Source organism: Hydrogenophaga sp., from assembly GCF_051858985.1.
Lineage (GTDB): Bacteria > Pseudomonadota > Gammaproteobacteria > Burkholderiales > Burkholderiaceae_C > Hydrogenophaga.
Window position 1 is genome coordinate 715,823 of sequence record NZ_JBHYGM010000002.1, and the last position, 13,094, is coordinate 728,916.

Genomic DNA, 13,094 nt, shown 5'->3' on the forward strand with positions numbered 1-13,094 from the left:
GCCCCGCGTCAGAGCATCGGCTGGCTGTCGCGGCTCACGCCGGTGGTCTGGGCGTAGCCACCGTCCACGTACGTGATCTCGGCCGACACGCCGGAGGCCAGGTCGGACAGGAGGAAGGCCGCCACATTACCCACTTCATCGATCGTCACGTTGCGGCGGATCGGGGCCGCGCTGGCCACCAGGTTGAGCAGCTTGCCGAAGTCCTTGATGCCGCTGGCGGCCAGTGTCTTGATGGGGCCCGCGCTGATGCCGTTGACGCGCATGCCCATGGGACCCAGCGATTCGGCCAGGTAGCGCACAGAGGCTTCCAGGCTGGCCTTGGCCAGACCCATGGTGTTGTAGTTGGGCACGACGCGGATGGCGCCCATGTAGCTCAGTGTGAGGAGCGAGGCCTTTTCATTGAGGTAGGGCAGGGCGGCCTTGGCCATGCCGGGGAAGCTGTACGCACTGATGTCGTGCGCGATGCGAAAGGCTTCGCGCGAGAGGCCTTCCAGGAAATCACCGGTGATGGCTTCGCGCGGCGCAAAGCCAATGCTGTGCACGAAACCATCGAACTTGGGCCAGGTCTGCGCGAGGTCGGTGAACATCTTCTCGATCTGGGCGTCGTCGCCCACGTCGCAATCAAAGATGAGCTTCGAATCGAAGTCGGCGGCGAATTCGGTGATGCGGTCCTTGAAGCGCTCACCGACGTAGCTGAATGCCAGCTCGGCGCCTTGCTGATGGCAGGCCCTGGCAATGCCATAGGCAATCGAACGGTTGGACAGCACGCCCGTGATCAGCAGCTTCTTGCCAGCGAGAAAACCCATGATTGAAAACTCCGGTGAAAAATCCAGCAGAATTGTCGCATGCGCTTTTGCTTCACACGTCTCAGCCACCGCCTTGCCGCCCTGCCTGTGGCCGCGCTGCTGATCGCATGGAGCCCCCAAGCCTTTGCTGCCCACGGCTATGCCCTCTGGGGGCAGCTCAAGTACCCCGATGGATTCACGCACTATGAGTACGTGAACCCCACGGCGCCCAAAGGCGGAGAAATCCGGCTGGTGAGCAATCTGCGCACCTCCACGTTCGACAAGTACAACCCCTTCACCATGCGGGGCAACGCACCGGCCTACCTGTCCAACCTCATGTTCGACTCGCTCCTGTCGGGCGCCATGGATGAAAACGGAGCGGGCTATGGCCTGCTGGCCGAGGATGTGGTCGCAGCGCCCGACGGTCTGTCGGTGACCTTCAGATTGCGCGACACCGCCCGCTTTCACAATGGCGACCCGGTGCTCGCGGCCGACGTGAAGCACACCTACGACATCCTCATGGGGCCGCACACTTCGCCGGCCTACAAGACCGTGCTGCAGGATGTGGCCGGGCTGGACGTGATCAACGAACGCACCGTCCGGTACCGGTTCAAGCTGCCCAACCGGGAACTGCCGCTGGTGGTGGGTGGGTTGCCGGTGTTCAGTCGGGCCTGGGGCAATGCGATCGACCCCAAGACGGGTCAGCGCAAGGCATTTGATCAGGTGGTGATGGACGTGCCGATCGGCAGCGGACCCTACAAGATCGGGCCAGTTCAGTTCGGCAAGGACATCACTTATGTGCGTGACCCTGCCTACTGGGCGCGCGACCTGCCGGTGCGTCGTGGCACCGCCAATTTTGATCGCATCACGGTCAAGATCTACAAGGACAACACCGCCAGGCTGGAGGCGTTGAAAGCCGGCGAGTTCGATCTGATGCGCTTCTTCTCCGCCGGCGACTGGGCACGCCGCGTCAACGGCAAGCGATTCGACACCGGCGAACTGGTCAAGGGTGAGTTCACGCACCGCCTGCCCATGGGATTCCAGAGCTATGTGCTCAATTCGCGCCGTCCTCCGCTGGATGACATGCGTGTGCGCCAGGCCCTGGGTCTGGCCATGGACTATGAATGGATGAACCGGCAGATGTTCTACAACGCGTACCAGCGCGTGCAGGGCCTGTTCGGCAACACCGATTGCGCGCCCACCGGCACCCCGGCGCCTGAAGAACTCGCATTGCTCGAACCCTGGCGCCAGCAGTTGCCCCCGGCGGTGTTCGGGCCCATGGTCCAGCCGCCCCGCACCGACGGCGACAGTTCTTTGCGCGGCAATCTGCGCAAGGCGCAGGCCATGCTGCGTGATGCTGGCTGGACGGTGCAGGAGGGCCAGCTGAGAAATGCCCAGGGACAACCCCTGGTACTGGAATACCTGGACAGCAACGAAACCGGCGCGCGGGTCGTGTCCCCCTGGATCCGCAACCTGAAGAAGCTGGGCGTGGAGTTGCGTTTCCGTCCGGTGGATTTCGCGCTCTACCAGCAGCGCTTGCGCACGTTCGATTTCGACATCATCTCCATCAACTACCAGGGCACCAACAACCCTGGCTCGGAGTACGCCGACCTGTTCGGCAGCCAGGCGGCGAAAACAGACGACTCGGGCAACTTCGCCGGTGTGGCCAGCCCGGCGATCGATGCGATCATCTCGCGCATGACGGCGGCCAGCACGCAGCCTGCTTTTCTGGCTGCCTGCCGCGCGCTCGATCGCGTCATCAGTCACAGCCACTACCTGATCCCGCAGTGGACCGCGACCACCCACCGCATGGCCTACAACGCCTGGCGGCTGGGCCGGCCCAAAGACATGCCACCGTATGCCGCCGGTGAAACCTGGGCCATCGACACGTGGTGGGCGCTGGATCCAGCCACCGCGAAGCACTGAACACCATGTGGGTCTACATCCTCAAGCGCCTGCTGCTCATGATCCCGACTTTGTTCGGGGTACTCCTGCTCACCTTCGTGGTGATCCAGTTCGTGCCGGGTGGTCCCGTCGACCAGTACCTGGCAGAGGCCCGCGCCGGCGCGGGCGCTGCCGGTGCCGAAGGGGGATCGGTGTACCGGGGCGCGCAGGGCGTGGATCCCCAGCGCATCGAGCAGATCAAGGCGCTCTACGGTTTCGACAAACCCGCGCACGAGCGGTTCTTCCAGATGGTCGGGCAATTCGCTCGTTTCGACCTCGGCACGAGCTTCTTCCAGAACAAGGCTGTGTCGGAGCTGATCATGGAGAAATTGCCCGTCTCCATCACACTGGGCCTTTGGACTTTTCTCATCAGCTACGGCGTGGCGGTGCCACTGGGTGTGGCCAAGGCGGTGCGTGCCGGCTCGCGGTTCGATCTGGTGACCACGTTGCTGGTGCTCATCGGCTATGCCATTCCGGGTTTTGTGCTGGGCGTGGCCCTGCTGGTGATCTTTGGTGGGCAACTGCAGTGGTTCCCACTGCGGGGCCTCACCTCGGCCAACTGGGAGGAGCTGAGCTGGGGCGCTCGCATCGTGGACTACCTCTGGCACATCACCCTGCCGGTCACCGCCATGGTGCTGGGCAGTTTTGCCGTGACCGCCATGCTCACCAAGAACGCCTTCCTGGAGGAAATCCGCAAGCAGTATGTGATGACGGCGCGCGCCAAGGGTCTTTCAGAGCGGCAGGTGCTGTGGAAGCACATCTTCCGCAACGCGCTGATTCCCATCGTGACCGGTTTCCCCGCCGCCTTCATCGGCGCGTTCTTTGCCGGCTCGCTGCTCATTGAAACGCTTTTCTCGCTCGACGGGCTGGGCCTGCTGAGCTACGAGAGCGTGATCCGGCGCGATTACCCGGTGGTGCTGGGCACGCTGTTCTTCTTCACGCTGATTGGGCTCGTGACCAAGCTGATATCCGACCTCTGCTACGTCTGGGTGGACCCACGTGTCAAATTCGACTGAAGCGGTCCCACCCTCGACGTCGCCCAGCCAGCGAGCCTGGCGGCGCTTTCGGCGCAATCGCCTGGGCTTCTGGAGCCTCACCATTTTCTGCATGCTGGTGGTGGGCAGCCTGCTGGCGGAGGTGCTGTCCAACGACCGACCTCTGATCGTCCGCTACGAAGGAACGACCTATTTCCCCATCGTCAAGGACTACGCGGAGACGGTGTTCGGTGGGGACTTCGACACACCCACCGACTACCTCGACCCCTTCATCCGCGAACAGCTGACGAAGGGCGAGAACTGGGCGGTGTACGCACCCAATCCGTACGGGCCGCAAACGCTGAACTACTTCGCCAAGCTGCCCAATCCTTCGCCGCCCACGCGCGACAACCTGTTCGGCACCGACGATCGCGGCCGCGACCTGCTGGCTCAACTGATCTACGGCTTCCGCGTCAGCGTGCTGTTTGCGCTGGCGCTGACCTTCATTGGGGTGGTGCTGGGCGTGATCACCGGTGCGATCCAGGGTTTCTTCGGCGGCAAGACCGATCTGGCTTTCCAGCGCTTCATCGAGGTCTGGGGCTCCATGCCGGAGCTCTACCTGCTCATCATCTTCTCCGCCGTGTTCTCGCCCAGCATCAGCCTGCTGCTGATCCTGCTCAGCCTGTTCGGCTGGATGGGCCTGTCGGACTACGTGCGCGCCGAATTCCTGCGCAACCGCCAGCTGGACTACGTGCGCGCGGCGCGAGCGCTGGGTCTGTCGAACTGGCAGATCATCTGGCGCCACGTGCTGCCCAACAGCCTGACACCGGTGGTCACCTTTCTGCCGTTTCGCATGAGCGCCGCCATCCTGGCGCTGACCTCGCTCGATTTCCTCGGGCTGGGCGTTCCGCCCGGCACGCCTTCGCTGGGCGAGCTGCTCAGCCAGGGCAAGAACAACATCGACGCATGGTGGATTTCGCTGTCCACCTTCGCCGTGCTGGTGATCACGCTTTTGCTCCTGACCTTCATGGGCGACGCCCTGCGCGATGCGCTCGATCCACGGAAGGCGGACCAATGAGTGCCCCCACGCTCCCCGCTGCGCGTGGTTCGCTGCCCCCCGAGGGGGCTGCCCCGCCTTGGGGCGGCCCGGCAGCGGGGCTCGCCCCCACGCTGCTCGAGGTGAAGAACCTGCGCGTTTCGTTCGGCGGGCAGGAGGTCGTTCACGGCATCGACTTTTCCATCAGGGCCGGCGAGAAGCTGGCGCTGGTGGGTGAATCGGGATCGGGCAAGACGGTGTCGGCGCTGTCGCTGCTGCGCCTCGTGCACAACGCCGAGGTCACCGGCACGGCCCTGCTCAACGGGCGAGACCTGCTGGCCCTGACCGAGCGCCAGCTGCGCGCCGTGCGGGGTGACGAAGTGGCCGTGGTCTTCCAGGAGCCCATGAGTGCGCTCAACCCGCTCTATTCGGTGGGCGACCAGATCGGCGAGGTGTTGCAGCTCAAGAAGGGCCTCACGCCGCGACAGGCGCTGGCGGCCACGGTCGAACTGCTGGCATCCACCGGCATTCCGGAGCCGGAGCGCCGGGCCACCGCGTTTCCGCACCAGCTCAGCGGGGGTCAGCGCCAGCGCGCCATGATCGCCATGGCCCTGGCCAGCGCGCCCAAGCTGCTGCTGGCCGACGAGCCCACCACCGCGCTGGACGTGAGCCTGCGCGGGCAGATTCTGGACCTGCTGGCCGATCTGCAGCGCCAGCACGGCATGGCGGTGCTGCTGATCACGCACGACCTGAATCTGGTGCGCCGCTTCGCCGACCGCGTGGCGGTGATGGAGCAGGGACACCTGGTGGAGCAGGGCGTGGTGGGCGAGGTGTTCGAGGCCCCGCAGCACCGCTACACCCGGATGTTGCTGGCCAGCAAGCCCGAGCGCCACGTGGAGGAAGCGCCTGCGTCGGCCGATGCCGAATCCGTGCTCGAGGCCCGCGGCCTGAGGGTGGTTTACCCCGTGCCTTTGGCGGGCTTGAAGGGCTGGTTCAGAAAGGGCGAGTTCGTGGCCGTGCAGGGCGCCGACCTGGACCTCGCGGCCGGCCGGACGCTGGGTGTCATTGGGGAATCCGGGTCGGGCAAATCGACATTGGCGCTGGCGGCGCTGGGGCTGTTGCCGCATCAGGGAAAACTGAGTGTCACGGGCACCGACTGGAACCTGGCGAAAGAACGCGGGCACTTGCGGTCGCTTCGCCAGCGCATCCAGGTGGTGTTCCAGGACCCCTTCTCGTCCCTGTCGCCGCGCATGACCATCGAACAGATCGTGGGCGAAGGGCTGCTGGTGCACCAGCCTGGCCTTTCGGTGGCCGAGCGGCGCGAGCGCGTGGTGCGCGCGCTGGCCGACGTGGGACTGGTCGACGATCCAGCTCGCGGCGGCGACTGGCTGCAACGTTACCCCCACGAATTCTCGGGCGGCCAGCGCCAGCGCCTGGCCATTGCCCGTGCGCTCATCGTCGAACCCCGCCTGCTGGTGCTGGATGAACCCACCAGCGCGCTGGACGTGACCGTGCAGAAGCAGGTGCTGGAACTGTTGCAGCGCTTGCAGCGCGAGCGGGGGCTCAGCTACCTGCTGATCACCCACGACGTCGACGTGATCCGCGCCATGGCCCACCAGGTGGTGGTGATGAAAGACGGTGCCGTGGTGGAAAGCGGCGATGTCCACGAGGTGCTTCAAAACCCGGTGCACCCCTACACGCGGGTGCTGGTGCAGGCCGCCGCGTGAGTTCGCCGGCCGGTTGATCTGGGTCAGTCGCCGGGCCCGGGTGCGGGGCTATAAAAGTGCCTCATGGCACAGACACCACCCGTCACCCTTCGATCCCCGCTGCGCTGGCTCGCCCTGGGTTTTGGAGACCTGAGGCGCAATCCATGGCCCGGCCTGGCCCACGGGCTGTTGCTCGCTGCCTTTGGTGCCGCGTTGTGGTGGGTCGCGAGCGACCGTTTCTGGCTGCTGGCGGGGGCTTTCTCCGGTTTCCTGATCGTTGCACCCGTGCTGGCGACCGGCCTGTATGCCGTGAGCCGCGCGGGGGAGGCCGGACGGCGTGTCGGACTGGCTGAGGTCCTGGCGCTCTGGGGCTCGCGGGACGGCCGTCTGGTGCGGTTCGGGATGCTGTTGGGCCTGGCTGGCACGGGCTGGGTGCTCACCTCGGCCGGGCTCATCACGCTGTGGTCTCCTGTACCCATCCAGAAGCCTGTGGATTTCCTGCGCCATGTGGTGCTGGAACCGCGGCTCGGCCTCTTCGAGGCCTGGCTCTTGCTCGGCGCGCTTCTGGCCGCGCCGGTGTACGCCTCCACGGTGGTGGCGCTGCCGCTTCTGGTGGACACGCCGATGTCCGTGGGTGAGGCGGTCGCGCAAAGCTGGCGCGACGTCGCCAGTCATCCCGGGCCTGCGGCCTGTTGGGCCGTGATCATCGTGCTGCTCGTGGTGCTGGGCATGGCCACTGCGCTGCTGGGGCTGATCGTGGCCTTGCCGCTCATCGGACACGCCAGCTGGCACGCCTACCGCGAGCTGGATGCCAGTACCGGCCGGCGGACAGGCGGCTGACCATGGAGCCCACCGTTTTCGGCTTCACCGAAGGCCAGATTGCCCAGTTTGGCCTCACCTTCGGAGTCGGTGCGTTCATCCTCTACATGCTGTTCATCGTGTTCAACCTCGCCCGGGAGTCCAAGGCCGGCAAGTTCGGCACATTCGTGCTTTTCCTGGTGCTGTCCTTCGGGATGCTGGGTTTCCTCGCCAAGAACCTCATTCAATGGGTGCTGGACATCTGAAATACCGGAATTGGAGCGGTTGCAAGAGGGGGGTATCGGCGTTACAATGCGAGCTTCACGACCAAATGGGCGGGTAACTACCGGCCCATTTTTTTTGGCCGAACGCTTTTCAGCACCAGATTTCAGGAACCGCAACACCACAATGGCCTGGCAAGAAACCGTAGAGCAAACCGTCACCGGACTCGGACTGGATCTGGTGGAGCTCGAACGCTCCGCCGGAGGTTTGCTGCGGGTCACCATCGATTACCCGTGGGAGCAGCCCAAGGAAGGGGCTCCGGGGCCGGTGGAGCGGTTTGTCACGGTCGAGGATTGCGAGAAGGTCACGCGGCAGCTGCATTACCTGCTGGAGGTCGAGGGACTGGAATACCGGCGCCTGGAAGTCGGATCGCCTGGCATCGATCGCCCGCTCAAGCGCGAGATCGACTATGTGCGGTTCGAGGGCCACGTGGTGGATCTGACGCTGAAGGCACCCATTGGTGCAACGGCGTCCGATGTGGCGGCCAATCGCAAGAAATTTCGCGGCACGCTCGAGCGTGCCGATGACGGTGTGCAGTGGCAGGTGGTCTGGAGCGATGCGCCAGAGCCCAAGCCAGGGCAACGGGTGAGCAAGAAGCGCGAGCCCGTGCCGATGCAGGCCATGCAGTTTTCGCTGGACGACGTCCAGCAGGCGCGACTCGCGCCGATTGTGGATTTCAAAGGGCGCAAAGCGCCCGGGGCGGCAGTGGCGCCGCAGACAGATGCAAATGATGGAACCCAGCGTCCTGAAACAGGACAAGCTAATCGGAAAGGTGGGCGAGTGAAATGAACCGCGAAATGTTGATGCTGATCGATGCCATCTCGCGCGAGAAAAACGTCGAACGCGACGTGGTGCTCGGCGCAGTGGAACTGGCTCTGGCCTCGGCCACCAAGAAACTCTACAAGGGCGAGGTGGACATCCGCGTCGCGATGGACCCGGACACGGGCGCCTACGAGACCTTCCGGCGCTGGCTGGTCGTGCCCGATGAGGCCGGCCTGCAGAATCCAGATGCCGAAGAACTGCTCACCGATGCGCGCGAGGAACTCGCCGACATTGAAGAAGGCGACTACATCGAGAAGCCGGTGGAGAGCGTGCCGATCGGCCGCATTGGCGCCATGGCGGCCAAGCAGGTCATCCTGCAGAAGATCCGCGACGCCGAGCGTGAGATGCTGCTCAACGACTTCATGTCGCGCGGCGACAAGATCTTCGTGGGCACGGTCAAGCGCATGGACAAGGGCGACCTGATCGTCGAGAGCGGTCGTGTCGAAGGCCGCCTCAAGCGCAGCGAAATGATCCCGAAGGAAAACTTCCGCACGGGCGACCGGGTGCGCGCCATGATCATGGACGTGGACCTCACGCTGCGCGGCGCGCCCATCCTGCTGTCGCGCTCGGCGCCGTCCTTCATGATCGAGCTCTTCCGCCAGGAAGTCCCCGAGATCGAGCAAGGCCTGCTGGAGATCAAGACGTGCGCCCGCGATCCGGGTTCGCGCGCCAAGATCGCCGTGCACAGCAACGACCGCCGCATCGACCCCATCGGCACCTGTGTGGGCGTGCGGGGTTCGCGTGTCAACGGCGTGACCAACGAACTGGCCGGTGAGCGCGTGGACATCGTGCTGTGGTCGGAAGACCCGGCCCAGTTCGTCATTGGCGCGCTGGCGCCGGCCAACGTGGTCTCCATCGTCGTGGACGAAGAGCGCCACGCCATGGACGTGGTGGTCGACGAGGAGAACCTGGCCATCGCCATTGGCCGAGGCGGTCAGAACGTGCGCCTGGCGTCCGAGCTGACCGGCTGGCGCATCAACATCATGACGGCCGACGAGTCGGCCCAGAAGCAGGCCGAAGAGGCCGATGGCATCCGCAAGGTGTTCATGGCCAAGCTCGACGTCGACCAGGAAATCGCCGACATCCTGATCGAGGAGGGCTTCACCAGCCTCGAGGAAGTGGCCTACGTGCCGCTGCAGGAGATGCTGGAGATCGAGTCCTTCGACGAAGACACGGTCAACGAGCTGCGCACCCGCGCCAAGGACGCCCTGCTCACCATGGAAATCGCCCGCGAAGAAAGCGTCGAGGAAGTCTCGCAGGACCTGCGCGACCTCGAAGGCGTGACGCAGGAGCTGATTGCCAAGCTGGCCGATGCCGGCATCCACACCCGCGACGAGCTGGCCGATCTGGCCACCGACGAGCTCACCGACATCACCGCAATGACGCCTGAAGAGGCCACGGCGCTGATCATGCTGGCACGCGCGCACTGGTTCACCGGTGACGAAGCGCAATCCACGACCTGACCAGCGGAGGCCCCAGCGGAGAAAAGAACCCATGACCAGTACCACCGTCGCCGAATTCGCCGCCGAGCTGAACAAGCCCACTTCCGTCCTGCTGGAGCAACTTGCAGCGGCCGGGGTGCCCAAGACCACCGGAACCGATGCGCTCACGGAATCCGACAAGCAGTCGCTGCTGGGCCACCTGAAGGCCAGCCACGGCACGGCGGGTGGCGAGCGCAAGAAGATCACCCTTGTCAAGAAATCGACCTCTGAGATCAAGCAGGCCGATGCGACCGGGCGCGCGCGCACCATTCAGGTCGAAGTGCGCAAGAAGCGCACTTTCATCAAGCGCGACGACGAAGTGGCCGTGCCCGAGGCCGTTGCCGCCGAACCCGTGATCGCGGCGCCGGTGGTGGACAAGGAAGAGCTGGAAAAGCGTGAGGCCGAGGCTCAACGCCAGGCCGAGCTCCTGCGTCGCCAGGAAGAAGAGTTCAACCAGAAGCGCCAGGCGCGTGAGGCCCAGGAAGCGCGCGATGCGCAGGCTGAGCAGGAGCGCGCCTCTGCCGCTGAAGCGGCTGAAAGCGCCGCGCGCGAGGCTGCCAAGCCCGCACCTGCCGAGACTGCCGCCGAGGCGATCGCCGAACGCGTCAGCAAGGACGCCAAGGCCAAGACCGCTTCGCTCGAACGCGAGTCTGCTGCCCGTGTGATCTCTGATCGCAACGCCGAGACCAAGCGCGCCGACGATCTGCGTGCCCAGGATCTGGTGGAGCGCCGCCGCAAGGCCGAATCCGAAGCGGCCAACATCCGCGCCATGATGTCGGCGCCCGCCCGCACGCTCGTGGCCAAGAAGCCTGAGCCCACGCCCGACCCCAAGGCCGGTATCAAGGGCACGCTGCACAAGCCTGCCGGAACGCCGGTCAAGGCACCGGGGAGCACGACCGCCGCCACCACCGCAGCGGGTGCCGCTGGCAAGAAGGAAGTCAAGTCCGAGAACCTGTCCTCCACCTGGAAGGACGACGCGGCCAAGAAGAAGGAAATCAAGACCCGCGGCGACACGAGCGCCGGGCGTTCCAACTGGCGCGGCGGCCCTCGCGGTCGCCGCAACGACCGCGATTTGCGAGACAGCGGCCAGAGCAATTTCGTGGCGCCGACCGAGTTCAAGGCGATCGAGGTGCATGTGCCCGAAACCATCACGGTGGCCGAGCTGGCGCACAAGATGAGCCTGAAATCCTCCGAGGTCATCAAGCAGTTGATGAAGCTCGGCCAGATGGTCACGATCAACCAGCCGCTGGACCAGGACACCGCGATGATCGTGGTGGAAGAACTGGGCCACAAGGCGATCGTGGCAGCGCTGGACGACCCGGAAGCCTTCACCGACGAAGAAGCATCCCACGACCAGGTGGAATCGATGCCCCGCGCACCCGTGGTCACCGTCATGGGCCATGTGGACCACGGCAAGACCTCGCTGCTGGACTACATCCGCCGTGCCAAGGTGGCTGCCGGCGAAGCCGGCGGCATCACGCAGCACATCGGCGCCTACCACGTCGAAACCGAGCGCGGCATGATCTCGTTCCTGGACACCCCCGGCCACGAGGCGTTCACCGCCATGCGTGCCCGCGGTGCACAGGCCACCGACATCGTGATCCTGGTGTGTGCGGCCGACGATGGCGTTATGCCCCAGACCAAGGAAGCCATCAAGCACGCCAAGGCGGCGGGTGTTCCCATCGTCGTGGCCCTGACGAAGATCGACAAGCCCGGCATCAACCTGGAGCGCGTGCGTTCCGAGCTGATTGCGGAAGAAGTCGTGCCGGAGGAATTCGGTGGCGACACGCCTTTCGTGGGCGTTTCCGCCAAGACCGGCGAGGGCGTTGACGCGCTGCTCGAGCAGGTGCTGTTGCAGGCTGAAGTGCTGGAACTGAAGGCGCCTGTGGATGCCATGGCCAAGGGCCTGGTGATCGAAGCGCGTCTGGACAAGGGCCGTGGTGCCGTGGCCACCGTGCTGGTTCAGAGCGGTACGCTCAAGACCGGCGATGTGGTGCTGGTGGGCCAGACCTCGGGTCGCGTGCGGGCCATGCTCGACGAGAACGGCAAGCCCATCAAGGCCGCCGGCCCGTCGATTCCTGTGGAAATCCAGGGCCTGTCGGAAGTGCCGCAGGCCGGTGATGACTTCATGGTGATGACCGATGAGCGCCGTGCGCGCGAAATCGCAACCTACCGTGCCGGCAAGTTCCGCAACACCAAGCTGGCCAAGCAACAGGCGGCCAAGCTGGAGAACATGTTCTCCGACATGAGTGCCGGCGAAGTCAAGGTCCTGCCCATCATCGTCAAGGCTGACGTGCAAGGCTCGCAGGAAGCCCTGTCTGCCTCGCTGCTCAAGCTCTCGACCGAAGAGGTCAAGGTGCAGCTGGTGTTTGCCGGTGTGGGTGGCATCAGCGAATCCGACGTCAACCTGGCGATCGCCTCCAAGGCCGTGATCATCGGCTTCAACGTGCGGGCCGACGTGGGTGCGCGCAAGCTCGCCGAAGGCAATGAGGTCGACCTGCGCTACTACAACATCATCTACGACGCCGTGGACGAGCTGAAGGCCGCCATGTCCGGCATGCTGGCACCCGAGAAGCGCGAGGAAGTCATCGGCTCGGCCGAGATCCGCACGGTGTTCGTGGCCTCCAAGATCGGCACGGTGGCAGGTTGCATGGTCACCTCCGGCATGGTCACGCGCAATGCGCACTTCCGCCTGCTGCGCGAGAACGTGGTGGTCTACACCGGCGAGATCGATACGCTCAAGCGACTCAAGGACGACGTGCGCGAGGTCAAGGAAGGCTTCGAGTGCGGTATCAAGCTCAAGAACTACAACGACATCAAGGAAGGTGATCAGCTGGAGTTCTTCGAGGTCAAGGAAGTTGCCCGTACGCTGTAAGTACAAGGCCGAACCACCATGCCCCGCAAGGCGTCATCCACCCCCAACCGCGGCTTCCGCGTGGCCGACCAGATCCAGCGCGATCTGGCCGAGCTGATCGCGCGCGAGCTCAAGGATCCGCGGGTGGGCATGGTGACCCTCAACGCGGTGGAGGTCACTCCGGATTACGCGCACGCCAAGGTGTTCTTCAGCTTGCTCACCGGCGATGCCGAGGAAACCCTTCAAGGTCTGAATGCCGCGGCGGGATTCCTGCGCAGCGGCCTCTTCAAGCGCCTGCACATCCACACCGTGCCGACGCTGCATTTCGTGTTCGACCGCACCACCGAGCGTGCGGCGGACATGAACGCCTTGATTTCCAAGGCGGTTTCCTCTCGCTCAAAGGAAGAATGAC

The 13,094-nt window shown here is 64.8% G+C and carries 11 protein-coding genes; 10 read left to right on the plus strand and 1 reads right to left on the minus strand.

What is annotated here, in order from left to right:
- Positions 1-8: 8 nt before the first annotated feature.
- Positions 9-806 carry an enoyl-ACP reductase FabI gene (fabI, locus tag ACTIEY_RS09825; RefSeq protein ID WP_439518920.1) on the minus strand — a complete coding sequence of 266 codons (798 nt, stop codon included), beginning with the start codon at positions 804-806 and terminating at the stop codon, positions 9-11.
- 39 nt (positions 807-845) lie between these two features.
- On the opposite strand from fabI, the gene ACTIEY_RS09830 reads away from it, so the two are divergent.
- The 10 genes from ACTIEY_RS09830 to rbfA all read left to right on the plus strand — a co-directional run bounded on the left by ACTIEY_RS09830 (position 846) and on the right by rbfA (position 13,093).
- Entirely contained in the window at positions 846-2,711 is a 1,866-nt protein-coding gene (locus tag ACTIEY_RS09830) for an extracellular solute-binding protein (protein ID WP_439518921.1), read from the plus strand.
- A gap of 5 nt (positions 2,712-2,716) precedes the next feature.
- Entirely contained in the window at positions 2,717-3,745 is a 1,029-nt protein-coding gene (locus ACTIEY_RS09835) for a microcin C ABC transporter permease YejB (RefSeq protein ID WP_439518922.1), read from the plus strand.
- Entirely contained in the window at positions 3,729-4,781 is a 1,053-nt protein-coding gene (locus ACTIEY_RS09840; RefSeq protein WP_439518923.1) for an ABC transporter permease, read from the plus strand. The genes ACTIEY_RS09835 and ACTIEY_RS09840 overlap by 17 nt, the downstream gene beginning before the upstream one ends.
- On the plus strand, positions 4,778-6,466 hold the full coding sequence (locus ACTIEY_RS09845) for an ABC transporter ATP-binding protein (RefSeq protein WP_439518924.1): 1,689 nt from the start codon (positions 4,778-4,780) through the stop codon (positions 6,464-6,466). Before ACTIEY_RS09840 ends, ACTIEY_RS09845 begins: the two co-directional genes overlap by 4 nt.
- A gap of 63 nt (positions 6,467-6,529) precedes the next feature.
- Positions 6,530-7,285: a DUF2189 domain-containing protein gene (locus ACTIEY_RS09850; RefSeq protein WP_439518925.1), complete on the plus strand. Its 756-nt coding sequence runs from the start codon at positions 6,530-6,532 to the stop codon at positions 7,283-7,285.
- 2 nt (positions 7,286-7,287) lie between these two features.
- A complete protein-coding gene (locus ACTIEY_RS09855; protein ID WP_439518926.1) occupies positions 7,288-7,509 on the plus strand; it encodes a DUF2788 domain-containing protein in 222 nt (73 codons plus the stop codon).
- A 142-nt stretch (positions 7,510-7,651) separates the two neighbouring features.
- Positions 7,652-8,314 (plus strand): ribosome maturation factor RimP, encoded by a 663-nt coding sequence (gene rimP / locus ACTIEY_RS09860; RefSeq protein ID WP_439519437.1) that lies wholly within the window; start codon positions 7,652-7,654, stop codon positions 8,312-8,314.
- Entirely contained in the window at positions 8,311-9,810 is a 1,500-nt protein-coding gene (gene nusA, locus ACTIEY_RS09865; protein WP_439518927.1) for a transcription termination factor NusA, read from the plus strand. Before rimP ends, nusA begins: the two co-directional genes overlap by 4 nt.
- A gap of 31 nt (positions 9,811-9,841) precedes the next feature.
- On the plus strand, positions 9,842-12,703 hold the full coding sequence (infB, locus tag ACTIEY_RS09870) for a translation initiation factor IF-2 (protein WP_439518928.1): 2,862 nt from the start codon (positions 9,842-9,844) through the stop codon (positions 12,701-12,703).
- Between the two features lie 18 nt (positions 12,704-12,721).
- Positions 12,722-13,093 carry a 30S ribosome-binding factor RbfA gene (gene rbfA, locus ACTIEY_RS09875; protein ID WP_439518929.1) on the plus strand — a complete coding sequence of 124 codons (372 nt, stop codon included), beginning with the start codon at positions 12,722-12,724 and terminating at the stop codon, positions 13,091-13,093.
- Position 13,094 lies beyond the last annotated feature (1 nt).